Origin of the sequence: Sphaerospermopsis sp. FACHB-1094 (genome assembly GCF_014696195.1) — a bacterium.
Taxonomy (GTDB): Bacteria; Cyanobacteriota; Cyanobacteriia; order Cyanobacteriales; family Nostocaceae; genus Sphaerospermopsis; species Sphaerospermopsis kisseleviana.
Map to the genome: position 1 here is coordinate 15,001 of NZ_JACJPT010000022.1, position 25,762 is coordinate 40,762.

General features: G+C 37.5%; 27 protein-coding genes and 1 tRNA gene. 18 read left to right on the plus strand and 10 right to left on the minus strand.

Going from position 1 to position 25,762, the window contains the following annotated elements; all coding sequences use genetic code 11:
- The first annotated feature begins 100 nt into the window (after positions 1–100).
- From H6F47_RS09515 to H6F47_RS09530, 4 genes are all read left to right on the plus strand, one after another.
- Positions 101–439 (plus strand): 2Fe-2S iron-sulfur cluster-binding protein, encoded by a 339-nt coding sequence (locus tag H6F47_RS09515; protein ID WP_190346390.1) that lies wholly within the window; start codon positions 101–103, stop codon positions 437–439.
- Between the two features lie 17 nt (positions 440–456).
- On the plus strand, positions 457–876 hold the full coding sequence (locus tag H6F47_RS09520; RefSeq protein ID WP_096565228.1) for a hypothetical protein: 420 nt from the start codon (positions 457–459) through the stop codon (positions 874–876).
- 141 nt (positions 877–1,017) lie between these two features.
- Positions 1,018–3,018 carry a glycine oxidase ThiO gene (thiO, locus tag H6F47_RS09525; RefSeq protein ID WP_190346389.1) on the plus strand — a complete coding sequence of 667 codons (2,001 nt, stop codon included), beginning with the start codon at positions 1,018–1,020 and terminating at the stop codon, positions 3,016–3,018.
- A gap of 443 nt (positions 3,019–3,461) precedes the next feature.
- On the plus strand, positions 3,462–5,423 hold the full coding sequence (locus tag H6F47_RS09530; protein WP_190648866.1) for a bifunctional aldolase/short-chain dehydrogenase: 1,962 nt from the start codon (positions 3,462–3,464) through the stop codon (positions 5,421–5,423).
- Positions 5,424–5,686: 263 nt separating this feature from the next.
- On the opposite strand, the gene H6F47_RS09535 is transcribed toward H6F47_RS09530, so the two are convergent.
- On the minus strand, positions 5,687–7,045 hold the full coding sequence (locus tag H6F47_RS09535; protein ID WP_137667249.1) for an NAD(P)/FAD-dependent oxidoreductase: 1,359 nt from the start codon (positions 7,043–7,045) through the stop codon (positions 5,687–5,689).
- Between the two features lie 268 nt (positions 7,046–7,313).
- Here H6F47_RS09535 and ilvC point away from each other — a divergent pair, with 268 nt between their 5' ends.
- On the plus strand, positions 7,314–8,309 hold the full coding sequence (gene ilvC, locus H6F47_RS09540) for a ketol-acid reductoisomerase (protein WP_096565236.1): 996 nt from the start codon (positions 7,314–7,316) through the stop codon (positions 8,307–8,309).
- A gap of 179 nt (positions 8,310–8,488) precedes the next feature.
- On the plus strand, positions 8,489–9,685 hold the full coding sequence (locus H6F47_RS09545) for an MFS transporter (RefSeq protein ID WP_137667244.1): 1,197 nt from the start codon (positions 8,489–8,491) through the stop codon (positions 9,683–9,685).
- 226 nt (positions 9,686–9,911) lie between these two features.
- On the opposite strand, the gene H6F47_RS09550 is transcribed toward H6F47_RS09545, so the two are convergent.
- The gene (locus H6F47_RS09550) at positions 9,912–11,039 is read right to left on the minus strand and encodes an ATP-binding protein (protein ID WP_137667243.1); all 1,128 of its coding nucleotides are present in this window, start codon (positions 11,037–11,039) and stop codon (positions 9,912–9,914) included.
- 181 nt (positions 11,040–11,220) lie between these two features.
- On the opposite strand from H6F47_RS09550, the gene H6F47_RS09555 reads away from it, so the two are divergent.
- The 7 genes from H6F47_RS09555 (at position 11,221) to H6F47_RS09585 (ending at position 15,308) form a co-directional block, all read left to right on the plus strand.
- A complete protein-coding gene (locus H6F47_RS09555; RefSeq protein ID WP_096572539.1) occupies positions 11,221–11,583 on the plus strand; it encodes a cation:proton antiporter subunit C in 363 nt (120 codons plus the stop codon).
- Positions 11,584–11,639: 56 nt separating this feature from the next.
- Positions 11,640–13,073, plus strand: coding sequence for a cation:proton antiporter (locus tag H6F47_RS09560; RefSeq protein WP_137667242.1), 1,434 nt, complete (start codon positions 11,640–11,642; stop codon positions 13,071–13,073).
- Positions 13,070–13,450, plus strand: coding sequence for a Na+/H+ antiporter subunit E (locus tag H6F47_RS09565; RefSeq protein ID WP_137667241.1), 381 nt, complete (start codon positions 13,070–13,072; stop codon positions 13,448–13,450). Before H6F47_RS09560 ends, H6F47_RS09565 begins: the two co-directional genes overlap by 4 nt.
- Before the next feature lie 2 nt (positions 13,451–13,452).
- Complete coding sequence (locus tag H6F47_RS09570) at positions 13,453–13,710, plus strand: hypothetical protein (RefSeq protein ID WP_137667240.1); 258 nt, start codon at positions 13,453–13,455, stop codon at positions 13,708–13,710.
- Positions 13,711–13,784: 74 nt separating this feature from the next.
- Positions 13,785–14,084, plus strand: a complete 300-nt coding sequence (locus H6F47_RS09575) for a monovalent cation/H(+) antiporter subunit G (protein WP_137667239.1) — start codon at positions 13,785–13,787, stop codon at positions 14,082–14,084.
- Positions 14,077–14,619 carry a DUF4040 domain-containing protein gene (locus H6F47_RS09580; protein WP_137667238.1) on the plus strand — a complete coding sequence of 181 codons (543 nt, stop codon included), beginning with the start codon at positions 14,077–14,079 and terminating at the stop codon, positions 14,617–14,619. The genes H6F47_RS09575 and H6F47_RS09580 overlap by 8 nt, the downstream gene beginning before the upstream one ends.
- Positions 14,620–14,624: 5 nt before the next feature.
- Complete coding sequence (locus H6F47_RS09585; protein ID WP_137667254.1) at positions 14,625–15,308, plus strand: Na(+)/H(+) antiporter subunit B; 684 nt, start codon at positions 14,625–14,627, stop codon at positions 15,306–15,308.
- An 89-nt stretch (positions 15,309–15,397) separates the two neighbouring features.
- On the opposite strand, the gene H6F47_RS09590 is transcribed toward H6F47_RS09585, so the two are convergent.
- Positions 15,398–16,072 carry a LuxR C-terminal-related transcriptional regulator gene (locus H6F47_RS09590; protein WP_190346383.1) on the minus strand — a complete coding sequence of 225 codons (675 nt, stop codon included), beginning with the start codon at positions 16,070–16,072 and terminating at the stop codon, positions 15,398–15,400.
- Between the two features lie 104 nt (positions 16,073–16,176).
- Here H6F47_RS09590 and H6F47_RS09595 point away from each other — a divergent pair, with 104 nt between their 5' ends.
- Positions 16,177–16,821: a DUF3386 domain-containing protein gene (locus H6F47_RS09595; RefSeq protein WP_137667234.1), complete on the plus strand. Its 645-nt coding sequence runs from the start codon at positions 16,177–16,179 to the stop codon at positions 16,819–16,821.
- Between the two features lie 199 nt (positions 16,822–17,020).
- On the opposite strand, the gene H6F47_RS09600 is transcribed toward H6F47_RS09595, so the two are convergent.
- The 3 genes from H6F47_RS09600 to H6F47_RS09610 are packed head-to-tail and all read right to left on the minus strand — an operon-like array spanning position 17,021 to position 18,868.
- The gene (locus H6F47_RS09600) at positions 17,021–17,413 is read right to left on the minus strand and encodes a GFA family protein (protein ID WP_190346461.1); all 393 of its coding nucleotides are present in this window, start codon (positions 17,411–17,413) and stop codon (positions 17,021–17,023) included.
- A 48-nt stretch (positions 17,414–17,461) separates the two neighbouring features.
- The gene (locus tag H6F47_RS09605; protein ID WP_137668902.1) at positions 17,462–18,349 is read right to left on the minus strand and encodes an alpha/beta hydrolase; all 888 of its coding nucleotides are present in this window, start codon (positions 18,347–18,349) and stop codon (positions 17,462–17,464) included.
- A 12-nt stretch (positions 18,350–18,361) separates the two neighbouring features.
- On the minus strand, positions 18,362–18,868 hold the full coding sequence (locus H6F47_RS09610; protein ID WP_096572541.1) for a pyridoxamine 5'-phosphate oxidase family protein: 507 nt from the start codon (positions 18,866–18,868) through the stop codon (positions 18,362–18,364).
- Between the two features lie 93 nt (positions 18,869–18,961).
- Between H6F47_RS09610 and H6F47_RS09615 the strand changes: the two genes are divergently transcribed.
- From H6F47_RS09615 to H6F47_RS09625, 3 genes are all read left to right on the plus strand, one after another.
- Positions 18,962–20,473 (plus strand): CIA30 family protein, encoded by a 1,512-nt coding sequence (locus H6F47_RS09615; RefSeq protein WP_190648869.1) that lies wholly within the window; start codon positions 18,962–18,964, stop codon positions 20,471–20,473.
- Positions 20,474–20,621: 148 nt separating this feature from the next.
- Positions 20,622–20,981: a hypothetical protein gene (locus tag H6F47_RS09620; RefSeq protein ID WP_190648872.1), complete on the plus strand. Its 360-nt coding sequence runs from the start codon at positions 20,622–20,624 to the stop codon at positions 20,979–20,981.
- 187 nt (positions 20,982–21,168) lie between these two features.
- Positions 21,169–21,777: a hypothetical protein gene (locus H6F47_RS09625; protein WP_190648875.1), complete on the plus strand. Its 609-nt coding sequence runs from the start codon at positions 21,169–21,171 to the stop codon at positions 21,775–21,777.
- A 141-nt stretch (positions 21,778–21,918) separates the two neighbouring features.
- Here the strand turns inward: H6F47_RS09625 and H6F47_RS09630 are convergent.
- A tRNA-Thr gene (locus H6F47_RS09630) sits at positions 21,919–21,990 on the minus strand.
- A gap of 37 nt (positions 21,991–22,027) precedes the next feature.
- Here H6F47_RS09630 and H6F47_RS09635 point away from each other — a divergent pair.
- Positions 22,028–22,291 carry a DUF3493 domain-containing protein gene (locus H6F47_RS09635; protein ID WP_137668897.1) on the plus strand — a complete coding sequence of 88 codons (264 nt, stop codon included), beginning with the start codon at positions 22,028–22,030 and terminating at the stop codon, positions 22,289–22,291.
- A gap of 315 nt (positions 22,292–22,606) precedes the next feature.
- On the opposite strand, the gene H6F47_RS09640 is transcribed toward H6F47_RS09635, so the two are convergent.
- From H6F47_RS09640 to coaD, 3 genes are all read right to left on the minus strand, one after another.
- Entirely contained in the window at positions 22,607–24,253 is a 1,647-nt protein-coding gene (locus tag H6F47_RS09640; RefSeq protein WP_190648878.1) for a DUF1565 domain-containing protein, read from the minus strand.
- Between the two features lie 150 nt (positions 24,254–24,403).
- Positions 24,404–25,072: a DivIVA domain-containing protein gene (locus H6F47_RS09645; RefSeq protein ID WP_190648881.1), complete on the minus strand. Its 669-nt coding sequence runs from the start codon at positions 25,070–25,072 to the stop codon at positions 24,404–24,406.
- Positions 24,982–25,533: a pantetheine-phosphate adenylyltransferase gene (gene coaD, locus H6F47_RS09650; protein WP_137668895.1), complete on the minus strand. Its 552-nt coding sequence runs from the start codon at positions 25,531–25,533 to the stop codon at positions 24,982–24,984. Before coaD ends, H6F47_RS09645 begins: the two co-directional genes overlap by 91 nt.
- Positions 25,534–25,762: the final 229 nt, after the last annotated feature.

The window sequence follows — 25,762 nt, forward strand, 5'->3', positions numbered from 1 at the left end:
TTGGTGATTGGTAATTGGTGATTGGTAATTGGTAAATTTATTTCTGTCACCTGTCACCTGTCACCTGTCACCTGCTGTAATTTAGTTTGGTAATTTAAATATGCCGAAAGTTGTAGCTCAAGGTAAATTAATTGAGTGTGAAAACAAAGCCAATTTAAGAAAAGTGCTGCTAAAAAATGGTGTTGACCTCCATAACGGTGGTTCTCAGGTAATAAACTGTCGGGGTATTGGCAGTTGTGGTACTTGTGCGGTTAAGGTAGAAGGCGAAGTGTCCGCAGCAAATTGGCGTGATCGAACGCGGCGATCGCTTCCTCCCCATTCTCTTACATCTGATTTGCGTTTAGCTTGTCAAACTCAGGTTTTAGGAGATGTGAAAGTTACAAAATTTGATGGTTTTTGGGGTCAAGGTTCTCAGATAGTTTGGACACCAGAAGGTTAAAAAGGAGACAAAACAAGATGGGTAGATGGACTCCCTTAATTTTAATGGCTGGAGGCGTGGCAATTTTACTAGGTACGTTACTTGGTATTAATTTTCCGATGGGTGGACAACAAACTGCTAATGTTCCTCCTGGAAGGAGAGAGTCTAGTGTCTTGCCAGCCAATATTAATGTTAATAGCACTGCCAGTAGGGATGATTCAACCGCTGCTAACAGAAATAACACTGAAACCTCCAACACTAACAGAAATGATTTTTCTGATGATACTCGCCGCACCAGTGTAGCTCAAAGTAATGCCAATACTACGCCTACAGGTTCTGGTGATAGTACACAAGGCTCAAATAATACTGATACTGATACTTCTACTTCTGCAACAGATACTAGCTCAAATTCAGGTACTATCGATCAAGATAAACAACCTATTCGCGCTTTATGGTAATGGGGATTGGTGATTGGTGACTGGGGACTGGGGACTGGGGACTGGGTAAAAACAACTATCAACTATCAACTATCACCAATCACCAATTAATAATCCTGATAGGTTATTAGTTATGTACTAATGACTAATAACTATTGACTGATGACTAGCGACGTTTTAATTATTGGTGGTGGCATTATCGGGTTGGCTTGCGCTGTTGAGTTAAAGTTGCGGGATGCAAATGTTACTGTCGTTTGCCGTGATTTTACTGCCGCAGCCAGCCATGCAGCCGCAGGAATGTTAGCCCCTGATGCGGAAAATATCGCCGATGCTGCTATGCTTGATTTGTGTCGGCGATCGCTCTCTTTATATCCTGACTGGATTAGTAAATTAGAAGAGTTAACAGCCAAAAAAGATTTAAACAATACAGGTTATTGGCCTTGTGGCATCCTCGCCCCAGTATATCAGGAGGCAGGGGAGAAAAAGGAATTTATTCCCAATCACCAATCACCAGCTTATTGGTTAGATAAAGCAGCTATTCATGAATATCAACCGGGGTTAGGCGCTGATGTGGTTGGTGGTTGGTGGTATCCTGAAAATGGCCAGGTTGATAATCAAACTTTGGTGAAGGTGTTGCGGACTGCGGCTGAGTCTTTGGGTGTATCATTCAAAGATGGTGTGACAGTTGAGGCGATCGCCCAGCAACAAGGGCAAGTTATCGGTATCCAAACTAACATAGGTTTTCTTAGGGCTGACCATTATCTTTTAGCTGCTGGTGCTTGGTCTAATCAATTATTACCTTTAACAGTGCATCCCCGCAAAGGTCAAATGTTGCGGTTGCGAGTACCGGAATTTGTGACAGAATTACCTTTAACAAGGGTTTTATTTGGTAAAAATATTTACATTGTTCCCCGTCGTAACCGTTCTATTGTTTTAGGTGCTACCAGTGAAAATGTCGGTTTTACTCCCGATAACACACCAGCAGGTATTCAAAGTTTACTGGAAGCTGCAACCCGTCTTTATCCCCAATTAGCAGATTATCCCATCCAAGAAATGTGGTGGGGTTTTCGTCCTGCTACTTCCGATGAATTACCGATTTTAGGCGAAAGTCATTGTAGCAATTTAACTTTGGCTACTGGTCATTATCGCAATGGAATTTTACTTGCACCAGTCACAGCAAATTTAATTGCAGATGTGATTTTGTCACAAACAACCGATCCGCTTTTAACTCATTTCCATTATTCCCGCTTTCAAAATACACCCGTTCCCACTCAGTCATCTACTACAACATCCATGCTTACCCATCCTGCTAATTTCACTAACGGACATAGTAAAAATTTATCTATTCAACCTGCGGAATTTAACTTACAAGATTCAGGTTTAGTTATTGCTGGCAAAACCTTTCAATCTCGCTTGATGACAGGAACAGGAAAGTATCGCAGTATTGAAGAAATGCAGAAAAGTGTTGCTGCTAGTGGTTGTCAAATTGTTACCGTTGCTGTCAGAAGGGTACAAACTAACGCCCCTGGACATGAAGGTTTGGCAGAAGCTTTAGATTGGGGTAAAATTTGGATGTTGCCTAATACTGCTGGTTGTCAAACTGCGGAAGAAGCGATCCGGGTGGCACGGTTAGGACGGGAAATGGCGAAGTTATTAGGACAGGAAGATAATAATTTTGTCAAGTTAGAAGTTATACCTGATGCTAAATATTTGTTGCCTGATCCCATTGGTACTTTGCACGCGGCGGAACAGTTGGTAAAAGAAGGTTTTGCGGTATTGCCTTATATTAATGCTGATCCCATGTTAGCAAAGCGATTAGAAGAAGTTGGTTGTGCCACTGTGATGCCTTTAGCTGCGCCTATTGGTTCAGGACAAGGGTTGAAAACTACCGCCAATATTCAGATTATTATTGAAAATGCCAAAGTGCCGGTGGTGGTAGATGCGGGTATTGGTGCGCCTTCAGAAGCTGCACAAGCGATGGAATTGGGTGCGGATGCGTTGTTAATTAATAGTGCGATCGCCCTAGCTGAGAATGCACCTACAATGGCTTATGCAATGGGTTTAGCAACTGTAGCCGGTCGCATAGCTTATTTAGCGGGAAGAATGCCAATTAAAAACTATGCTAGTGCGAGTTCACCTTTAACGGGAACTATTACTGCTTAAGTTGGTATTACTCCCTTCCCGGTGTAAGATTAACTATCTTCTTCTCTTCTTCCTTCGTCTCCTTCGTGTCTTCGTGGTTCATTTAATCGGTATTCTTGTGGTAGGAAGGGAGTAGATATTTGGAGATGTAGAGACGTTGCATAAAACGTCTTTACAAAGCTTTCATATCAATCCCAAATGATGGCAGAATATTAGCCATTAGTTTCTAATTTCATCCGAACTTGAATCATTTTAGAGGCGCGATCCAGTAGGGGCGAAGCATTCGGGTGATAACTCATCGCTGAAACCATTGATATTTTGTCAGAATGCTTCGCCCTGATGATTAATGCAATAAATCGATCTTCTAGAATAATTTTTTCTATACAACCTCATCTAAAAATAGTATAATATTAAGTGATTTATTGATATCAAACCCCTGAAAAAATAGCCAACAAAAATCAATTATGAAAAATCTCTGGAATGATCAAGAAGCAGCCCAATATCAAGGAGAATTAGAACTGCGAGTATATACATCTCGTCTCTTAGGAAAAAATCCTGCTTTAGTTTTACATGGAGGAGGAAATACTTCTGTCAAAATCAAAGAAAAAAACCTAGTAGGAGAAATAGAAGAAATCCTTTATGTAAAAGGTAGTGGTTGGGACTTAGCAACCATAGAAAAAGAAGGTTTTGCTCCCGTGAGAATGTCTCATTTATTAAAATTAGCTAAACTACCAGCTTTATCTGATCCTGAGATGGTAAATGAGCTAAAAACTCAAATGACCATTGCTACAGCCCCTTCGCCTTCAGTGGAAACAATTCTCCACGCTATCTTACCCTACAAATATGTAGATCATACCCATGCAGATGCCATTGTCACTATTACCAACACTCCCAACGGTTGCCAAAGAATTAAAGAAATTTATGGTGATAAAGTTGTCATAATTCCCTATATTATGCCAGGGTTTGATTTAGCCAGAATTTGTGGCGAAAAATTCCCACTAGAAGCAGGAGAAAACACCATCGGCATGGTTTTGATGAATCATGGTATTTTCTCCTTTGGAAACACTGCTCAAGAGTCTTATGAAAGAATGATTTCACTGGTAAGTGAAGCCGAAGAATATTTACAGAAAAATCAAGCCTATTCTCCTGCTCCCAGTGGTGTGATTGCAGAAAAATCTTTAGCTCCTACTTTAGCAAAATTACGTCATAGACTATCAACAAAAGCAGGTTTTCCGGTGATTTTATCCAGTCATCGAGAATCTAAATATATTGCTTTTGCTAGACGAGAAGATATTGCTGTTATTTCTCAACAAGGTCCGGCTACACCAGATCATGTAATTCGTACTAAACGCCTGCCTTTAATTGGTCAAGATATCGAAGCTTATAGTCAAGCTTATCAAGACTATTTTAAAACCTATTCCAGTCCTGAACATACCATATTAGATACCATTCCCAGAGTAATCCTTGATCCAGAATTAGGACTATGTACAATTGGCAAGGATATTAAAGCAGCAAATATTGTTGCCGACATCTATGATCATACCATTGATATCATCGAAACTGCCACCAATTTAGACCAATATAAAGCTTTATCAGCCAAAGATATTTTTCAAGTAGAATATTGGGATTTGGAGCAAGCAAAATTAAAAAAATCAGGAAAAGAACCCCCTTTTACTGGAGAAATTGCCTTAGTTACAGGAGCAGCTTCTGGAATTGGTAAAGCCTGTGTAGAATCTCTTCTAAAAAGAGGGGCTGCGGTTGTGGGTTTAGATATTAATTCTCAGATTGAAACCCTTTATAAACGTCCTAATTTTTTAGGAATCACCTGTGATGTAACCGATGAAAATGCAATTACTCAAACTCTAGAAACAGCTATTGGTAAATTTGGCGGTTTAGACATCTTAATTCTGAATGCTGGCATCTTTCCTCGTGGTTGTCATATTAAAGATTTATCAACCCAGGAATGGCGTAAGGTAATGGATATCAATTTGGATGCTAACTTAATTTTAATGAGAGAAAGTCATTCCTATTTAAAATTAGCACCTAAAGGCGGTAGAGTAGTCATAATTGGCTCGAAAAATGTCTATGCACCTGGAGTTGGTGCAGCAGCATATTCGGCTTCTAAAGCTGCGTTAAATCAATTAACAAGAGTTGCTGCTTTAGAATGGAGTCAAGATAAAATTCGCATTAATTCTGTACATCCAAATGCAGTTTTTGATACGGGAATTTGGACAGAAGAAGTATTAAATTCTCGTGCTGCTGCTTATGGTTTAACGGTAGAAGAATATAAAACTAATAATCTGCTGCAAGTTGAAATCACTAGCCATGACGTAGCCGAATTAGCTGCGGAAATGTGTGGTAGTTTATTCATGAAAACAACTGCTGCTAATATTCCCATTGATGGAGGGAATGAAAGAGTGATTTAGTGATTGAGGATTGATATCGGATTACCATAGTAGGAGGAGGAGACAGGAGGTAAAAATGTGGGCTGTATTTGATTTTTGCAGAAAATTAGATATTCTAGTTTGTCTCAAAACTTCCACCCTGTCTTCCATGCCCAAATTTGAAAGTCTAATTATTAGCAAAAGATACGGGCGTATGACAATAAGCCCGCATTCTTTTTTCAGCCAATGGGAGTTTGCATCTATGTTTAAATCAAAATGATGGGTTATTAACCCACTCTACAAAACTACACATTCAATGGTTGTCTAGTATTCACAGGCTGATAATGTCCATTACTTTCCACTGGTACAGGTTTGACCATCTCTTTCCCTGTAATTAATCTTGCGCCACGATTGCGGGTAAAATAATTCCAAACCCATTGAATCATGACTACTAATTTGTTATCAAATTCAATCAGGAAGTAGATGTGAATAAATAACCAGAAAAACCAAGCTAGGAAACCTTTAAGTTTTATAAACCCTAAGTCCACAACGGCGGCGTGTTGCCCAATCATTGCTAAACTGCCTCTATCCACATAGTTAAATTGGGGTAGGTTTTCACCTTTGATGCGTTTTTGTACGAGCTTGGCTACATATTCCCCTTCTTGCATGGCTACTGGCGCAACTCCAGGTAGGGGTTTTCCGTTTTGATGGGCAAAATTCGCTAAGTCTCCCACTACAAAAATATTAGAGTGTCCTTTAATACTGAGGTCTGGTTCAACTATCACACGACCAGCGCGATCGCATTCTGCCCCAGTCTTGTCCATTAACACTTTACCCATTGCGGAAGCTTTGACACCAGCCGCCCACAATACGGTTTTGGAAGCAATAGTTTTTACTTCGTCACCTTGCTTAATTGTAACAATATCATTTTCAATATTAGTTACCAGGGTTTTGGTTTGCACATCTACACCCAAAGCTTCTAAAGATGCTTGCGCTTCTTGGGATAATTCCGGTGCGAAGGGAGGGAGAACTCTGTCTAAACCTTCTAGCAATAAAACTTTAGTTTCTGAGGTGTCAATGTTGCGGAAGTCTTCTTTGAGGGTTTGGGTGGCTAATTCGGCGATCGCCCCCGCTAATTCTACCCCAGTTGGACCACCACCCACAATTACAAAAGTTAACAAAGCCCGACGTTTAGCAGGATCGCTTTCTTTTTCCGCTGCTTCAAACGCCATAAAAATCCGCCGACGCATTTCAATGGCATCTTCTACGGTTTTTAAACCCGGTGCAAACTCTTCCCAGTTATCCTTGCCAAAATAAGAGTGCTTCGCACCTGTAGCGACAATCAAAGTATCATAGGGTACGGTTTCACCACCCACTATCACCTTTTGTTCTATGGTGTCAATATCATTCACCTCACCCAGCAAAACAGTGGTATTTTTGCTCTTGCTGAGAACAGAACGCAAGGGAGAAGAAATATCTGCTGGAGACAAAGCACCAGTAGCTACTTGGTACAACAGAGGTTGAAACAGGTGAAAATTCCGTTTATCTATCAGCGTCACGTTGACATTAGCTTTAGCTAGTGCTTTAGCCGCATATAGTCCACCAAAGCCACCACCAACGATAACTACCTGATGAGGTGGTTTTCTATCATGTAAATCAACCATAAGAATTGTTTCCTTGTATTACTGATGCTGTAACTATTCTTAACATTTTTGTATCAAAGTTGTCACAAATTTTTCTGTCTATTTGGAACTTCTGACAAAAAAGGGAAAGTAGTGGAGGTGACTGGGGACTGGGGACTGGGGACTGGGGACTGGGGACTGGGTAAGATTATTTTCCCAATCACCAATCACCAATCACCAGTCACCAATCTGCGGTACAATCATAAATCTGCCAATTTCTTAACAACCTTTGTGAACAGGAGATGCTTCTATGGCGCGTATGTATTATGATGAAGATGCTAATTTAGACCTTTTAGCGGGAAAAACCGTTGCTATTATTGGTTACGGTTCTCAAGGTCACGCCCACGCGCTAAATTTAAAAGATAGTGGTGTAAATGTAATTGTAGGTCTATATCCTGGCAGTAAGTCAATTGCAAAAGCTGAAGCGGCTGGTTTAACAGTAAAAAACGTTGCTGATGCTGCTAAAGCTGCTGACTTGATCATGATTTTATTACCTGATGAAGTTCAGAAAACTATTTACACAAATGAAATAGCACCTAATTTAGAAGCAGGAAATATCTTAGCGTTTGCACACGGTTTTAATATCCACTTTGGGCAAGTTGTACCCCCTGCGGATGTTGATGTAATCATGGTTGCACCTAAAGGACCTGGCCATTTAGTACGTCGTACTTATGAGCAAGGACAAGGAGTACCAGCGTTATTTGCAGTATATCAAGATGCTACAGGTAAAGCACGCGATCGCGCAATGGCTTATGCTAAAGGTATTGGTGGTACACGCGCAGGTGTTTTAGAAACCACATTCCGCGAAGAAACCGAAACCGACTTATTTGGTGAACAAGCTGTATTGTGTGGTGGTTTAAGTGCTTTAATTAAAGCCGGTTTTGAAACCTTAATTGAAGCAGGTTATCAACCAGAATTAGCATATTTTGAATGTCTGCATGAAGTTAAACTCATCGTTGACTTAGTAGTTGAAGGTGGTTTGGCAACCATGCGCGATAGTATTTCTAATACTGCGGAATATGGTGACTATACCCGTGGTCCCCGCGTTGTTACTGCTCAAACCAAAGCAGAAATGAAGAAGATTTTAAGTGAAATTCAATCTGGACAATTTGCGCGGGAATTTGTATTAGAAAACCAAGCAGGTAAACCCGGTTTCACCGCTATGCGTCGTCAAGAAGCTGAACATCCTATTGAGGAAGTTGGTAAAGATTTACGCGCTATGTTTAGCTGGTTGAAGAAAGCTTAATTCTTGGTAGTTAAAGAGGTAATTGGTGGTTTTTTAATTACCAATAACCTCTGACAACTATTTTTTTATTAAATAAACTACATTATAAAAATCAAATTATAAAAAATTTAAAAGACAATTATTTTTTTGAGTTTTTCTATGTTTAAATAATTGAGGTAATAATTAGCAGTTATCGAAATATGCACCAAAAATCAGCCGCATTAAAGTTTGTGATTTTACTTGGTTTTGTAAGTCTTTGTGCTGATGCAACCTATGAAGGAGCGCGGAGTATTACAGGAGCTTATTTAGAAGTTCTAGGCGCGAATGGAACTATAGTTGGTTTAGTTGCAGGTTTCGGGGAATTAATAGGTTATGGTTTCCGTTTAGTGATTGGTTATCTTAGTGATAAAACAGGTAAATATTGGGGAATTACAACTTTAGGTTTCATTTTAAATACCGCCGTTGTCCCATTTTTAGCCCTAGCTGGAAGATGGGAAGTAGCTGCCGGTTTAATGATGGCTGAACGCACAGGTAAAGCAGTTCGTACGCCTCCAAGAGATGCCTTACTTTCGCATGGTGTAAGTCAAATTGGTAGCGGTTTTGGCTTTGGTTTGCATGAAGCAATGGATCAAACTGGAGCAGTTTTAGGACCCTTAGCTGTAGCCGCAATGGTTTATTTTTTGGGAGAATATCGCCAAGGTTTTAAAGTTTTAGTTATCCCGGCAATTTTAGGATTAATTGTATTATTAATACTCCAGAAATTATATCCTACCCCCAGTGATTTTGAAGAAGAAAAAATACTTGATCAAGGTGATAAATTACCGCGAATATTTTGGATTTACTTGGGTGCTGTAGCCGTTATTGCGGCTGGTTATGCAGATTTTCCTTTGATTGCTTTTCATTTCCAAAAAGGAGAAATAGCCACTGGGCAAACCATTCCTTTATTTTATGCTTGGGCAATGGGAGTTGATGCTGTAGCTGCTCTGATATTTGGATATTTGTTTGATCGTATCGGGATTTCTATGCTGATTGTTGCAGCTTTATTTTCCTCCCTATTTGCACCTTTAGTATTTTTTGGAGATATGCGGTTTGCCCTTTTAGGAATGGCATTTTGGGGTATTGGAATGGGAGCGCAAGAATCAATTCTCAAAGCAGCAATAGCAAAAATTGTCCCTAAAAATAAACGCGCAACAGCTTACGGAATTTTTAGTACAGGCTATGGTTTAGCTTGGTTTTTAGGTAGTGCTTTCATGGGAATTTTGTATGATCACTCTATTACTTTCTTAGTGGTTTTTTCTTCCCTAACTCAACTTTTAGCAATTCCTTTCTTTACCTGGGTACAATTAAAAGCTAACAATTTTTCTGCTCCTTCTCCAGAAGTTCAGGTAGGTGAATAAATAAAGCTGAATTTCTTTCTTGTTTTCTTTTTCTTGTTCCCAGTCTCAGACTGGGAATACAATTTAAGAGTCTCTGACTCTAGTTAAATAAACAAGGTAGAACCTTGTTAAATTCATTCCCATACAGAGTATGGGTACGAGAAAAAATGGGAGCATACTTATTATTTACTCAGTCTCTCTCCTGATACTAGCTGATTACTGATTACTGATAGCTGAATGCTAACAATTAACTCAACCGTTTTCTTAACCACAAAGCTAACAAAGGTAAAGCTAAACGATAACCTTGTTCAGCACTGTAAATTAAACCTTTGTGTTGTAACCCAGTTAAAGCACCTTGCAAACTTCCACCTCTAGAAAGTCCATGTTTTTGGATATATTCTTTACTCTGTGGTTTATCTGTCGGATCAACTGCTAAACATTCTAAAAGATGTATTTGACTTGCAGGTAATAACATCAATAAAGATTCATAAGTTATAGATAAATCTTTGAGCATTCCTTCAATTACTTGCTGTACTTTTTGCTCAGTAATTAAACCTTGATCATGTTCTAAACTTGATAACCTGCGAATTAATACCATCGCATCACCAATGTTTCCCTGCACCGCATCTAAAAATACTTGTAATCCTTGGGAATGGGGATCAAATTTGAGATTTTCTGTATGTAAAATCTCTCGCGCCCACAATGCTAAAACATCTTTAGATAAAGGTGCTAATTCCATTGTTTCTATAGAATAAATACTATCATCTTGATGATGGCTAGTTTCTGCAATTGTCGCCAATAAAACGTAACTTACATGAGGATGGTTTTTAACTTCTTGTCTAAATGTTGATTCCCATAAACCATTGCGATCCCAAGAACGAATATGGGGAAAACTTTGTAAAATCAATACTACTCTCTGGTTTAAATCATTAGCCATTATTTGTAATAATTCAATTAGGCTAGTAAATGCTTGCCAGAGTTGTTTTTGATTTAAAGAATGTAATAATTTAAGTTTACTTTCACTATTAAAAATAAAAAACTCACTCTCTTTTTTTTCCACCCAAGATTTAATTTTCTTTGCTTGCCAATTTTGACTAATTGCTTCTAGTAATAATTGCAAAAATCTTTCACCATCTGTAGCACGAATACAGTCTATTTCTAAGACTACCGCACCCACTTCCTGCGCTGCAACTTTAACTAAAGTTCTTCTACCGCTTCCAGGTACTCCTGTAATTAATAAATCTTCATCTTTTGCAAGTATGTCTATAATACGCTGAAATTCTTTAGAGCGTCCAATTAATTGTAATGAAGTGGATAAATCAAAATTCACGGGTTTGTTTGCGGGTTGTATGTTTGGTGTTATTAAAGAAAACATAAATCATTAGGTGTTGTTATGATTATTATAATAATTATTTAGTGTTCTGCTGTAATTAGCACCTACTTTTAGTGCTATTAATAATGTAACACTTTCAGAAACAAAAATTTCCGATTTCAAACAGCAACTTTTCCCTCAATCCAATAATACACATTTATATATTATTAAATAGGTGATGTCTATGATAGAAGCGTTTGTACTGATAACAATACTATTCGGGTTTTTTGGAATTATTCTCAAGAAAAACCTGGTAATGAAGATAGTTTCAATGGATGTCATGAGTACGGGGGTGATTGCTTTTTATGTATTTATTGCCTCAAAAACGGGTTTATTTACTCCCATTATTTCCAACGTCAAAAAAGCTGGATATGCTGATCCTGTTCCCCAAGCAGTGATATTAACAGCGATAGTAATTGGGTTTTCAATTCAAGCTTTAATGTTAGTAGGTGTAATGAAATTAGCTAAAGACAATCCCACTTTAGAAAGTAGTGAAATCGAGAAAAATAATACACCGCAGATCATCAAATATGAACATAAAAATTAAATTAACTCAAATTAACTCAAATTAAATCTAAATTTAAAACCATGAATAACATAACCATGAATACGATCACAATTGCTTGGGTAGGTATCCCGTTTTTTCTGGGATTTATGATTTTTTTAGTTCCCCAACTTAACAGACATTTGACTTTTTTGGGAACATTAGTTACTGCTGCTTATGGTGTGCAGTTGTTGATAGAAAAGCCAGAAATTAAGCTCAATTTACTTGATAGTTTTGGTGTGACTTTAGAAGCAGATCAGTTAAGTGGTTATTTTATTTTAACTAATGCTTTAGTGACTGCTGCGGTAGCTTTATATTGTTGGCAAAGTGATAAAAATGCTTTTTTCTATGCCCAAACTTTGCTAGTGCATGGTAGTTTAAATGCTGCCTTTATCTGTGCAGATTTTATTAGCTTATATGTAGCTTTAGAAGTTAGTGGTATTGCAGCTTTTTTATTGGTAGCATATCCCCGGAGCGATCGCTCAATTTGGGTAGGTTTACGCTATCTATTTGTCAGCAATATCTCAATGTTATTTTATCTAGTTGGTGCTGTCTTAGTTTATCAAAATAATCTCTCTTTTAGTTTTGCAGGTTTAAAAAATGCCCCACCGGAAGCAGTAGCATTAATCTTTTTAGGAATGTTAGTCAAAGCTGGGATTTTTGTTTCTGGGTTATGGCTACCTTTAACCCATTCTGAATCAGAAACTCCTGTTTCTGCGCTGCTTTCAGGTGTAGTAGTTAAAGCTAGTGTTTTACCTTTATTAAGATGTGCTGCGGTTTCTCCAGAACTTAATAATATCGTCGTTATTTTGGGCGTGGGGACAGCTTTTATGGGTTTATCCTACGCCATCTTTGAAAAAGATACCAAGCGTCTGTTAGCATTTAGCACTATTTCCCAGTTAGGTTGGATACTGGCTGCACCAGCGGTAGGTGGTTTTTATGCCCTAACTCATGGACTGGCAAAATCATCTTTATTTTTGACTGCTGGTTCCTTACCCAGTCGCAATTTTAAAGAACTGGGAAATAAACCTATTAATACTAACATTTGGATTGTTTTAGTTATCGCTAGTTTATCAATTTCTGGTTTTCCTTTGTTGTCAGGTTTTGAAGCTAAGGTGTTAACCATGAAAAATTTAGCATCTTGGCAGTTTATAGCCATGAATATTGCCGCAGTTGGCACAGCAATAGCTTTTTCTAAATTCATCTTTTTATCCCATAATAAAGACGATGAACAAACAGCAAAACCCGGTTTTTGGTTAGCAGTCATATTCTTACTTACTGGTTTAGTTGTGGGCAATATTGCCTATCTGAAAGCTTATAACATTGCCGATATTATCAAAGCAATTATCAGCATTGCTATTGGCTGGTTAGCATATCATCTGATTTTCAAGAAATTAGCAATATATGTACCCCGTGTACTTGAAGAATTTGAACATTTAGTAGGTGTGATGAGTTTAACTATAATCTTCTTGTTTTGGATGGTCTTATCATGATTGGACATTTGATATTAAGATTAACCATTTGGTTTTTATTAACGGCTGATTTTAGTACAACTAACATTATTATTGGGGTAATTATTGCCCTAATTTTACCCAGAGGTTACACATCACGGGCAAAATTAACCGAATGGGTAAAGGTTTTAGGGGAAGTAGTGGTAGCGGTTCTTGTGGCTTTTAAAGAAGCGTTTGAAATTATCATTAATCCCCATCATCATGAGGAAATTATCAGGGAAAAAGTGAAACATAAACATTCTTCATTGTTGGTGTTTATGGATATATTTTTGATTACTTTTACCCCGAAAACTATTGTTTTAAACCATGATGAAGAGGGATTTTACGAAGTTCATCATATTAAACCAGGAAGGAAATAATTATGAATTTAGAAATAGTCTTGTTAGGGATGATAGCAGCTTTATTAATTCCTATTTATGAAGCGTGGAAAACAGAGAATACTTGGCAGTTAATGTTGGCTTTGGGGAGTATTTCTAGTAAAGTATCTATCATGATTTTAGTGATTTCTGTGGCAAGAGATGATTGGATGATCGGGGTAGTAGGAGCGATTATGTTGAGTGTGGGAAATGCTGGATTTATGTTATTAGCACAGATTTTAAGAAGGTTAAATGAAGCATGAATAGTAATTAGTTATCAGCTTTCAGTAATCAGATTTCACGAGTTTTAATAAAAGAGGAAAATGAGGAAAGTTAAATGCAAAATTTTGTGAGTATTATCAGTTATACCTGTATAGGTATAGGGTTATTTTTCTGGTTTTGGGGTACTTCTCATTTAGTTAGCAATAAATCAGTATTATTCAAATTACATGGACTTTCTGTGGCTGATACTTTGGGATCAATGCTGATGATTGTGGGAATTTTAATGAAAATACCTAGTAAATGGCCATTGTTAGTTTTAGGTATTATTTCCTTGGCGATTTGGAATACAATGTTGGGTTATGTAATCGCCTATTGTTCAACTCATGATACAACTATAGAGGCAGAAAATGAATGATTCTTATTTATATATAATTATTGCTTTGTTACCTTTAACTGCGGGTTTATTGATAACTCAAGTTAACCCTTATCATGCGTTAATTTTGCGTGGTGTTTTAGGTGCGATCGCGGCGTTAGTAGATGCGGTTTTAGGTGCAGCAGATGTAGCTTTAACAGAAGCATTAATGGGAACAATGTTATCTGTTGCTTTATATGCGATCGCTGTTCGTTCTTCTTTAGTTTTACGTTTGGGGGTCATTGAAAATGAATCAATCTCAGAAAATCTGATCAGTGATTTTCGTAGCATTTTTAATAAACATTATATGCGGTTGGAACTTGTACCTTACAACAGCTACCAATGTTTACAAACAGCATTACAGGAAAAGGAAGTCCATGCTACCTGTGCGCCAGTATTAGCGAGTGATGAATGTGAGCAAAATTATCAAACAGAAATCCGAGTAAAACGGATTTATCAAATTGTTGAAAGTGAACTGTCATCACCTAACACAGTTATCAATTATGTTGATTTTGCAGCATCTGAGGAGAAACATTAATGAAAATGAAATGGCTTTATATTTTAGCAGGAATAGCATTATTTATCAAAATGTTATTGATGCCTGATATCACATCTAATTTAGGGAATATTTCCCAAGTGATTTCAGATATGTCTATTACAGAAAAAGTAGTGAATGAAAGTGGTGTTGTGAATGCGGTATCAGGAATCATATTTAGAAATCGCCTTTATGATACAATTTTTGAAGTAATTGTCTTTACCATTGCCATTTTAGGATGCAATTATTTATTAGCCAATGAAAATCCATCTTGTACAATTTATCAATTTAAAGATCGATCATCAGTTATTTTAGCTCGGTTAGGGGCGACAATTGCAGCGTTAGTAGGAATAGAATTAGCAATTAGAGGACATTTGAGTCCTGGAGGTGGTTTTGCTGCGGGTGTAGCGGGTGGAACAGCAATAGGTTTAATTGCAATTACTTCATCCTATCAATGGATGCAGGATATCTATAAACGCTATCATGCAGCTATTTGGGAGAAGGTGTCAGTATTGGTTTTTATTGTTTTATCTGTGATCACTTTATCAGGATTAGAGTTACCACACGGGGAGTTAGGAACACTTTTTAGTGGGGGAATTTTGCCGATATTAAATATTATTGTGGCGGTGAAAGTGGCATTAGGTTCTTGGGCGGCGGTGTTGATTTTTATTCGTTATCGGGGTTTGTTGTAATTTGGTGATTGGTGATTGGTGATTGGGTAATAATTACAAATTACGAATTGCGAATTACGAATTACGAATTACGAATTACAAATTACGAATTACGAATTACGAATTACAAAATGCTCTTGCAATTTTGCCACCATTTCTGCCCGTGCAGAAACCCCCAATTTCTTAAACATTCTTTTCAATGCTTGTTTCACAGTATTTTGGGTAATCCAAAGTTTAGCCGCAATTTCTCCATTTGTTAAACCTTGGGCGACTAAAGCCGCAATTTCTAATTCCCTAGCTGTGAGGGGACATTCAACAGCAGGTTTAGCGGTTTTCAACTTAGCCCTAATAGTAGCAATTTTGGCTGATAAATGAATACATAAAGCACTTAAATCAGCCAAGTCATTATTATTAAAAGGAGGACTACCGGGGTCACGGGCAAAATTGATAGTTCCCACTAAGCGACCATCACAAACTATCGGTCCAGTCATCACGTGTTCATGACGGGTGCAAAAATTTTTCCAATCTTCTGGTGATAAAATTAATTGTTCATGGGTGGGTGCATGACGTTCTAAAACATAACTACCCACTGGGTTAGCTTCCAAGCAAACCGCAGGAATTTCTGGAATTTCTATTGATGTTAATAACTCGTTATCGAGAAAAGAAATACCCCAATGTTGCACGCCAAAATGCACGCCGATGGTATCCATCAGAGCTTGTTGTAATTCTTGCTCATTTTCAACATGGGCGATCGCTTCAAAAATGGCGTGGAGTGTTTTAGTCATAAGAGTACCCAGTTGGGGACTATGCGAACTGCAATAATTACCCCTATCCTAATATCATCAACGATAAAAAGCTATTATTCAATCGTAGCCAGAGGACAAGCATCATGACAGTTACTCAAATCTCTGCCCAAGAACTTTTCCGGGCTGCTTATGAAAACCGTTATACTTGGGATCAAAACTTCCCCGGTTACACCGCAGATATCACTTATAAATATGATGGTCAGGAGTTCACTGGCAAAATTCGTATTGACGGAAATCTCAAATGGGAAGTTACAGAAGTAGAAAACGAAGCAGCAAAAAAAGCAATTGATAGCCAAACTTGGGAAATTGCTGTTCACCGTGTGCGTCGCACTTTTGAACAAACCCACGGCGAAAATACTTTTATTTATGGCGAAACTGATGAAACCGGCGCTGTGGAAATTTTTGTAGGCGGAAAATCAGCCGGTGATAAATATAAAGTTCGCAATGATGTAGTTACCCTTGTTCATCGTCATATTCATGGAGTTGTTGTGACTATTAACACTTTCAGCGTTCACGAAACCGGGGCAGGATATCTATCTCACACATACAATTCTGTATATCATGACCCCAAAACTGGAGTTCAAAAAGGTGGTCGGAGCGAGTTCACAGACGAATATGAAAAAGTAGGCAATTACTACGTTCTTTCTCGTCGGGAAATTCGCACTGAAACCGAAGGAAATATCTCAATTCAAGAGTTTATTTTCGGTAATCTTGAATTGTTAGGTTAGGGTTTTTTGAATATTTAGATAAATCACAATTTATCTGATTCATCTCGTTCCCAGTCTCAGACTGGGAATGCTATTATATAGGTTCTACCTATATAAATAGAAGACAGAGTCTTCTTTAATTCATTCCTATACAGAGTATAGAAACAAGTAAACGCAGATAAAGAAGGATAAAGAAGGATAAAGAAGGATAAATTTAAAATCAATTAATCAACTTGTGAATATTATCCTCCCAATTTGCACCATCAAAAGGAACAATTTCAAAATTACCCATCACATCCCCATCTAAACATCGCACATTCACATCAATACAGTCAGGGTGACTACGGGGAATATAAAAAGAATGAATCCCACAAACGTTACAAAATTTATGTTTAGCAACACCCGTATTAAATTGATAAGTTGTTAAAACATCCTCACCTTGGAACAAAGTAAACTTATCTTTCTTCACAATTAAATGTAAAAATCCCTTTTTGCGACAAATTGAACAATTACAATCATCAACTTTGTGTTGATCAACCACTACCTGAAAACGTACTGCACCACAGTGACAACCACCTTCATAAGTGACAGTTTTATTAATATTTGTCCTCATCATTTATCACCCCCAAAAAATTGATTTTTATTTATTTTTTATCTGCGTTTAATCAAGATACTTATATAGCAACCCCACAAAAACCCCAGGAATTTCCAAATGTGGTAAAATCCCAGTATCAGCTATAGCTTGAAAATCCCTAATTGCACCTTTATTTAAACTTGCTAACCTCCTACCCAAATTAATATTAGTAAACTGCGCTTCCTCACCCCAGAAAAACACAGTTGGAACTTGCAACTGTTGAATATACAAACTCAAATCAAAATACAAATCACCCTTTAAAAATGCTAAAGCGGAATATTTAGCATTGGGTTTTTGTGCAGAAGTTAAATATGCTTCTACTATTTCTTGTGTTAATCTTTTCGGGTTAGCAAAGAGAAAACTTTGCAAAAAATTATTCACAGCAACTTCATTTTCTGCACCCAAACCATAAATTAAATTATCCAAAAAAGGTGTATTAATCACCGAAAGCGGCAATCTTCTTCCTGCACCTTGTCCAAAATCATCAAACCCCGAAGGTGAAACTAAATACAATGCTTTAAATATTTCCGGTTGAGAAATAGCAAGACGAATAATAAAAGCAGCAGTTAAAGAAGACGCAACCACCGTCACAGGTTGATGACAAGTTTGGTGAATAAATTCACTAATGGTAGTCAAATAATCTGGAATTTGATAATCTTTAACTGGATGATCTGACTCTCCCCAACCAATTAAATCAGGTGATAAAATACGATATTCATTAGCAAAAGCTGGATAAACTTTAGACCATTCAAAAGCAGATGCACCACCACCAAAATTATGTAAAAATAACAAAGGTGGTAATTTTTCAACTGCTTCTATATTGCAAGGTTCACTCATTTGGGTATAATAAACCATATTACCCAAAGATGTCTTAATGAATTTCTGACCAAAACCAGGAGGTTGAAATTTCAGCATATAATATATAAGTTATGAATTAGGAATATTATCTTTATTTAAATGTACAATTTGATTGAGATTATCACCACTAATATTATAAGCTGCTCCAAAACCAATCACAAAACGTCCTTGGGTGGGAGTGAGTTGAAAAATTCTAAAGTCAGCTAAACCACGTAATACTTCAATAATTTCTCCAAACCGTGCTTGAAATTGATCAACAATTTGATTCCATTGATCAGTTTCTCTTTCAATCAAAGTAGCTGTACAATCAAAATTCAAGCGACGACGGGCAAAAATATTAGGAGTTTTAGCTTCATCTTCAATAAATAAAACACTCACATAAGGATGAGATTGAATATTAGCAGTATGGGTGGATAAACCACTCACATAAATATAAATGTTTTTAAATTCATCCATGACAAAAGGAGTATAACTCGCGTTGGGGATTCCTTTTTCGTTTGCTGTACTAATCATAATACTGGCAAATTCTTGAGGAAATTGCTCATACTCTGCTTGGATTTTTGCCAATTGACTCATAACCCATAAATCCATAATTAGCTGTTAGTATATTATTATAATATAAAATTGCCGCAATTATCAAAAAACACTCCTAAACCATTAGCAATCACTATGACTGAAAACAATCGTCATCAATCTAAGTTATGTAGACTCATTCAAACCCTCACCTATTTTGAGGTATTCCCTGCACTGAACTGGGTACAAAATATATTTGCAAAAAATCGTTCTCAACCAATTCAAAATCAACCAAAAGGGGGTAATCTTATGGGTATAATTTTAGTAGCTGGTGCAACTGGTGGAGTTGGTAAACGAGTCGTACAAAGATTATTAGCGCAAGGTGAAAAAGTGCGTTGTTTAGTCAGAGATATTGATAAAGCGCGGTCAATTCTTGGTAATGAAGTTGACTTAGTGGTGGGAGATATTACCAAACCGGAAACTTTGAATGATTTGGTAATGAGTAATATTCAAGGTGTGGTTTGTTGTACAGCAGTGCGAGTTCAACCAGTGGAAGGAGACACACCTGATAGAGCAAAATATAACCAAGGTGTGAAATTTTATCAACCAGAAATAGTAGGAGAAACACCAGAAAATGTAGAATATAGAGGAGTAAAAAATTTAGTAGAAGCTGCTAGAAGATATTTACCAAACACGGGAGAAAAAACTATCTTTGATTTTACCCAATCATCAGAGGAATTAACAGCACAATTAAAAAATATTTGGGGTGCGTTAGATGATGTAGTTATGGGTGGTGTCAGTTCTAGCAATTTTAGCATTTTAGAAAAAACCGCTTTATTTGCTGGTAATGTTTCTACTGCAAACTCAGGAGGTTTTGCATCTGTAAGAACCAAAAATTTTGCACCCGCAATTAATTTATCAGGTTTTACCGGGGTGAGATTGAGAGTTAAAGGTGATGGACAACGGTATAAAATATTTTTGAGAACTGAAAATACTTGGGATGGAGTGGGTTACAGTTATTCCTTTGATACTGTAGCTAATACATGGATAGATGTTAATATCCCTTTTGTGAATTTAACACCTGTTTTTAGAGCAAAAACTGTTAAAGATTGTCCTAAAATTGATCAAAGTAAAATTTGTTCTTTTCAATTAATGTTGAGCAAATTTGAATATGACGGTGCGTTAAATCCTCAATTTAGTCCTGGTGGTTTTAAATTAGAATTAGAATCAATTAAAGCTTATGGTGGTGCAGGTTTATCACAATTTGTTTTAGTTAGTTCTGCGGGTGTAACTCGTCCGGGAAGACCAGGAATTAATTTAGAGGAAGAACCCCCAGCAGTGAGATTAAATGACCAATTAGGAGGGATTTTAACCTGGAAGTTAAAAGGAGAAGATAGTTTAAGAGAAAGCGGAATACCTTATACAATTATTCGACCTTGTGCCTTAACAGAAGAAGCAGGAGGAAAGGAATTAATATTTGAACAAGGTGATAATATTCGTGGTAAAATTAGTCGTAATGATGTAGCGGAAATTTGTGTTCAATCTTTAAAACAACCAAAAGCGAAGAATATTACCTTTGAAGTCAAAGAGGGAGAAAATAATGTTAACTCTATCAACTGGGAACAATTATTTTCTCAATTGCAGCGTGATGCAGTTAAGATAATCTAACTCTAGATTTATCTGCGTTATTCATTCCTGTCACTGAAAAATATCATAGATACCCAAATTTTAAAACCACATTTTAAAACCACATTTTAAAATACATTGGGTATCTGTGTCTTTCACATTCAAAATCAAAATTAATGCAATATTATAAATGTCAAAAAAATTGTTTTTTACAGCAATATCTGGAATTTTAGCCATTATTCTGTGGAGTAGTATTTTTTCTCATCTTGCAACATCACAACAAGTAGATTTTCGAGTTTATAACTTAGAATCTAACTTGAGACGTTTAGAATTGCGGTTGAACCAAATAGAATTATCATTGCGTCAAAATCCTCAAATTCCATCTTCGAGAATTTCTCAAAATCCAGTCAAACCGCAAATTGATCAACGGAATTTATCACAATCTGAAAGGGATAAAATGTTTGAGAGATTATCAACTTTAGTAGTGGAATTAAAGCAACAGGTTAATGATTTAGAGAAGCGGGTCATAACATTAGAGTATGGGAAGTAGTGAAAATGTCTGAATCCTCAAATCATCAAAATCCCGATACTAACAAAAATCCTGTACATCCTAAAATCCTGGATATCCTGATTCAGACAAAATATATTGACAAACACAACCATAATTAATTATCATTTGAATTGATATAACAACAAATATTTGACTCTCCTATCCGTTTTTATTCATAATTAAAACCATGCCTTACAGTGATTTTACACTTAAAAAAGTTCGCCAAGATTTAGCAATTACCATCCATGAAAGTGGAAGATTTTTCCCAGATGTTCCTCTTGTTGCACCTGATGATTTATTACGTCAAGAACTAGAAGAAGGTTTACCTTTGGTACTCGCAAGAGGTAGCGAAAAAGCCCGTTCTGAATGGATTATTAGCCCTGTATTAACAGCAGTGAGAAGATTATTAAATCGTCAAGTAAGCCTTTTTTCTGGAGAAGATTTTACTGTAGATCCCAACATGGGACTTAATGGTATTTGTGATTTTCTGATTAGTCAATCACCCACCCAATTAGAAATTCAAGCTCCAGTTATTATCATTATAGAAGCAAAAAAAGAAAATTTGAATGGTGGTTTAGGTCAGTGTATTGCAGAAATGGTAGCTGCTCAAAAATTTAATGCTGCTAATAATATAAATATTTCTACTATTTTTGGTTCTGTCACCAGTGGCACAGCTTGGAAATTTTTGAAATTAGAAGGTAATTCAGTCACTATTGATATTACCGAATATCCCTTACCACCAGTTGAGCCAATTTTAGGATTTTTGCTGTGGATGTTAAGTAGTCATGCAAAATAAATTCTCCATCTCTTGATTTATATATGTTTTACATTTATTCAGCATCCCCCAAGTATTAAATAAGCAAGTGTTAAAAATGCCCAGATTTTTTTTCAAATAGGCAAAATCCGGTCAATAAAAATATATAATTTCTAGAACCCAAGCCGATGATGGGATTTGAACCCACGGCCTGCTGATTACGAATCAGCTGCACTACCACTGTGCTACATCGGCATAAACCATCCAAAATTATAGCATAATTCTTAAAAAAATGGTAGACCCAAATCTCAAAAATCGCTTAAAAGCCGAAATGGCCTCACCCTATCGGGGTTTAAGGCAGTTTATTTATCTTGGCGTTGGTGCTTCTGGTTTTATCGGTGCATTTGTATTTTTCTTTCAACTACTTGCAGGTAAAAATCTTGATACCACCTTACCCAACTTTGCCCTACAAATAGGAATAGTTGCCCTGATGGTATTTCTGTGGAGATGGGAACAGCGACGCTCCAAAGAGTCAGGGGTCAGGAGAAGAAATTAGGAAGAAAAATTTTCGGCGAATATAAAAGGACTTTTTCAGCAACCCCTGTGTAGATGTGATTTCTAATCACCCAAGTTGGACTTTTCAAACATCCTCTGAGATATAGGACTCCTATTTGATTATTGAAAAAAACTCCGTACACCAAAATTCTCTAAAAGCCTTTTGCATGAGTGCCTGGTTGGTGAGCGAAGTCGAACTATTGCCTCTTGCCTGCCTACACAGATAAATTCAGAAATCAAACCGGATGACTATAGATCCCTGACTGCTTGGAAAAGTCAAGGATCTGGGTATTGGGTTTGATTGAATTTGTGAAAGTTACTGTGCTGTCACCAAATAAGCAGAAGAAATTGGCTGCGCCCTACCAATAGCCACAAGTGCCTGATATACAAAAGCAGCTATTTCCGCCCTAGTTGCCTGACGATTAGGATCAAGTTTTTGCACTGTCGGATAATTCACCACCAATTGTCTCACAGTAGCAGCGGCCACAGGTCCAATGGCATAATTAGGAATTTGAGCAGCATCCGTGTAAACGCTGACAATATTGTTATTGTTAGCAGTGAAATTCAACCCGTTGGCTAAAGCCACTAAAGCCTGAACTCTAGGAATTTGTTGCTGTGGTTTAAAAGTACCATCAGGATAACCAGCCACAAATGCACTCTTGTAAGCTTCTTGAATTGCATTATAAGCCCAAAAATTGCTTTGCACATCCTTAAACTGAACAGCTTGACGTTTAACAGCAGGTGTCAAAGCTTTAGTGATAATAGTCGCAAATTGGGCGCGAGTGACAGGTTCATTAGGTCTAAAAGTGCCATCGGGAAAACCTGCAATAATATTTTGGGCAGCTAAAGCTTCAATATAAGATTTTGCCCAATAACCTGTGGGAACATCTTTAAATGCTGTAGCACCTGTACTACCACCATTATCAGCAGGAGGAGTAACAGTTGCAGCTACAAAATCTACAGCGCCCACAATTCGCTTTTGATCAATATCATTGCCAACAGCAAGAATGCGGTTAGTTCTAGTGGCATTATTCAAATCGTGACGAGTGTTATTACGAATCAGATTACCCCCAGGACTGTCATTAGTACCAAGGTTGGGAAGAGCATTGATAGTGGCAACAATACCATCCCGCTTATTGTTCTGAATCACATTCCGACGTAGTATGGGTTTGGCAGATTCAGAGATAAACAGGCCATCTTGGTTTTGACGAATTTGGTTGCCTTCTACCAAAGGTGTAGAATTTCCACCAATAGCCAAACCAAAACCAGTATCTTCAAAGGAGTTATTTCTAATTTCACCTTGAGCAGAACGGGCAAAAGAAACCCCATTACCTCCATTTTTGAAAAAGATGTTATTTTCAATTTTGGGATTTCCTGTACCTGTAACAAAAACCCCTTCTCTGACACTGTTGGTAAAAGTATTGTTTTTAATAGTGGGATTGCTTGATTCTACCCAAACAGCAGTACCTCGTTGATTGGCATTAGTCACAGTTAAGCCAGCAATGGTGGTATTATTTTCTGCGAGGATTGTTATATCCTGTCTAGCAAAAGTACGACTGGTGTAAAACCCACCACCTGTAATTATTGTTCCTTGACCTTTGGCAGATTCATTACCCAGAAGCATTACTCCTGGTTTAAGTAATAAAGGGAAAGTTTCTCCTGTGTCTCTGGTATAGTTACCAGGAGCAAGTTGAATCACTGTGTTTGCTTGCGCCTGGGAAAGAGCAAAGGTAATAGTTTTGTAAGGTGTTGCTGCACTCACACCAGCACCGGCACGATCTTGACCAGTTACCGGATTAACATAAATGACTGTAGCACTGGCTGGAATTTGGGCAATCAAAGTTTGAGTAGAACCAGCGTTTACCTGACTGGGTAGCAATGTTGAACTACCAGCAATAACTAACAAAGCAGTCAAACTGCTGCCTAAAGATAAACGAGAAATGTGAAAACCCTTAGATTTCATATTTTTGATATACTTGCTTACGTTACTTTTAAGACAGTCTAAGGTAACAGCGTCGCACTGTAAAACCTATGCAAAAATATACTGGATGATCAACAGTGATTCTGGGTAAAGTTGGAAATCGGATACGATCTATATTGGGTATTGAACAAATTATTTTTTCTTAGGATAGGTCGAATTACGTTGCTTAGGTATTTCTCCTCGCAATTGTAATCTACCATTAGTAATAATTCGTAACATTTCCTGAAGATCCTGTTCGATATTTTCTAGAACATGATCGGCATATTGATCAGCACCATCTTCAATTTCTTGAGCTTGAGCGATCGCATTTTGGCGCATTTCCTCTAACTCTTGCATACAAGCACGTTTTTTGCGTTCAATTTCTGCCAGAGTATCTTGCATCATTGCGTCACACTCTTGCTGCACTTTGCGACGCAGTTGTTCAGTTTCCCTTTCTGCTTGTCTGATAATATCGCTATCAGACAAAATTTGCGCTCTTTTAGCCTGTGCTGCTTCTACCACCTGCTGTCCGTACTCCTCCGCTTCCAGCATGATTTCCTCCTTGTTTTGAAGGAGTTCTGCTGCTGCCTGAAACACTGACGGTAAAGAAACACGCACAAAATCAAGCTGTTCTAGAACCTTATCTTCATCTATCAGCGTGCGTCCAGTCAAAGGAATTTGCAAACCAGCAAGAATCATATCCTCTAAACGGTTAAGTTCTTGGAGAATATCTACACCTCCTTGTCCGTTGGGGTTTTCTTGAGGTGGGACATTTTTTCCGTTGTGGTTGGGTTCAGGTTTGGAGAGTTTTGGTTGTAGCATTGGTATATATCCAGGGCAATGTGTGGGGGAACAAGATGATCGACAGAGCCACCAAACTTTGCAATCTCTTTTACCACACTACTACTTAAAAAACTATACTCGTTTGAGGTGGCCAGAAAAACTGTTTCCATCTGAGTGGAAAGTGTTTTATTAGTGTGAGCCATTTGTAGCTCAATCTCAAAATCGGAAACTGCTCGTAAACCACGTAACAAAACTTGTGCTTGTCGCATTTGGGCATAGTTAACGGTAAGTCCATCAAAACTGTCTACCTCCACATTCGGTAAATGTTTTGTAGCCAGACGAATTTGTTCTATCCGTTGTTGCACCGGAAAAAGTGGTATTTTGTTAGGATTTCGCAATACAGCCACTATTACCTCGTCAAACAGCCGACTACCGCGCTGAATGATATCAAGGTGTCCCAATGTAATAGGGTCAAAGCTCCCCGGATAAATAGCAATCATTTATGTAAATTAAACAGCTTTAGGTAATTATAGCGACATACAGGGAATTGGGAATAGGGAATAGGGAATTGGGAATTGGGAATTGGGAATTGGGAATAGCTGATTAGAAAACATAAAAGTGATTACCCAGTCACCAGTCACCAGTCCCCAGTCACCAGTCCCCAGTCCCCAGTCCAGCTTATGATGTTGAGGTCGAGAAAATAGCAGTAGTCAATCAACTTTTTTAGGT

Bases quoted from the DNA above. Each gene is read 5' to 3' on its own strand.
- H6F47_RS09515 (WP_190346390.1), top strand. From the start codon at position 101: ATGCCGAAAGTTGTAGCTCAAGGTAAATTAATTGAGTGTGAAAACAAA.
- H6F47_RS09520 (WP_096565228.1), top strand. From the start codon at position 457: ATGGGTAGATGGACTCCCTTAATTTTAATGGCTGGAGGCGTGGCAATT.
- thiO (WP_190346389.1), top strand. From the start codon at position 1,018: ATGACTAGCGACGTTTTAATTATTGGTGGTGGCATTATCGGGTTGGCT.
- H6F47_RS09530 (WP_190648866.1), top strand. From the start codon at position 3,462: ATGAAAAATCTCTGGAATGATCAAGAAGCAGCCCAATATCAAGGAGAA.
- H6F47_RS09535 (WP_137667249.1), bottom strand. From the start codon at position 7,045: ATGGTTGATTTACATGATAGAAAACCACCTCATCAGGTAGTTATCGTT.
- ilvC (WP_096565236.1), top strand. From the start codon at position 7,314: ATGGCGCGTATGTATTATGATGAAGATGCTAATTTAGACCTTTTAGCG.
- H6F47_RS09545 (WP_137667244.1), top strand. From the start codon at position 8,489: ATGCACCAAAAATCAGCCGCATTAAAGTTTGTGATTTTACTTGGTTTT.
- H6F47_RS09550 (WP_137667243.1), bottom strand. From the start codon at position 11,039: ATGTTTTCTTTAATAACACCAAACATACAACCCGCAAACAAACCCGTG.
- H6F47_RS09555 (WP_096572539.1), top strand. From the start codon at position 11,221: ATGATAGAAGCGTTTGTACTGATAACAATACTATTCGGGTTTTTTGGA.
- H6F47_RS09560 (WP_137667242.1), top strand. From the start codon at position 11,640: ATGAATACGATCACAATTGCTTGGGTAGGTATCCCGTTTTTTCTGGGA.
- H6F47_RS09565 (WP_137667241.1), top strand. From the start codon at position 13,070: ATGATTGGACATTTGATATTAAGATTAACCATTTGGTTTTTATTAACG.
- H6F47_RS09570 (WP_137667240.1), top strand. From the start codon at position 13,453: ATGAATTTAGAAATAGTCTTGTTAGGGATGATAGCAGCTTTATTAATT.
- H6F47_RS09575 (WP_137667239.1), top strand. From the start codon at position 13,785: ATGCAAAATTTTGTGAGTATTATCAGTTATACCTGTATAGGTATAGGG.
- H6F47_RS09580 (WP_137667238.1), top strand. From the start codon at position 14,077: ATGAATGATTCTTATTTATATATAATTATTGCTTTGTTACCTTTAACT.
- H6F47_RS09585 (WP_137667254.1), top strand. From the start codon at position 14,625: ATGAAATGGCTTTATATTTTAGCAGGAATAGCATTATTTATCAAAATG.
- H6F47_RS09590 (WP_190346383.1), bottom strand. From the start codon at position 16,072: ATGACTAAAACACTCCACGCCATTTTTGAAGCGATCGCCCATGTTGAA.
- H6F47_RS09595 (WP_137667234.1), top strand. From the start codon at position 16,177: ATGACAGTTACTCAAATCTCTGCCCAAGAACTTTTCCGGGCTGCTTAT.
- H6F47_RS09600 (WP_190346461.1), bottom strand. From the start codon at position 17,413: ATGAGGACAAATATTAATAAAACTGTCACTTATGAAGGTGGTTGTCAC.
- H6F47_RS09605 (WP_137668902.1), bottom strand. From the start codon at position 18,349: ATGCTGAAATTTCAACCTCCTGGTTTTGGTCAGAAATTCATTAAGACA.
- H6F47_RS09610 (WP_096572541.1), bottom strand. From the start codon at position 18,868: ATGAGTCAATTGGCAAAAATCCAAGCAGAGTATGAGCAATTTCCTCAA.
- H6F47_RS09615 (WP_190648869.1), top strand. From the start codon at position 18,962: ATGACTGAAAACAATCGTCATCAATCTAAGTTATGTAGACTCATTCAA.
- H6F47_RS09620 (WP_190648872.1), top strand. From the start codon at position 20,622: ATGTCAAAAAAATTGTTTTTTACAGCAATATCTGGAATTTTAGCCATT.
- H6F47_RS09625 (WP_190648875.1), top strand. From the start codon at position 21,169: ATGCCTTACAGTGATTTTACACTTAAAAAAGTTCGCCAAGATTTAGCA.
- H6F47_RS09635 (WP_137668897.1), top strand. From the start codon at position 22,028: ATGGTAGACCCAAATCTCAAAAATCGCTTAAAAGCCGAAATGGCCTCA.
- H6F47_RS09640 (WP_190648878.1), bottom strand. From the start codon at position 24,253: ATGAAATCTAAGGGTTTTCACATTTCTCGTTTATCTTTAGGCAGCAGT.
- H6F47_RS09645 (WP_190648881.1), bottom strand. From the start codon at position 25,072: ATGCTACAACCAAAACTCTCCAAACCTGAACCCAACCACAACGGAAAA.
- coaD (WP_137668895.1), bottom strand. From the start codon at position 25,533: ATGATTGCTATTTATCCGGGGAGCTTTGACCCTATTACATTGGGACAC.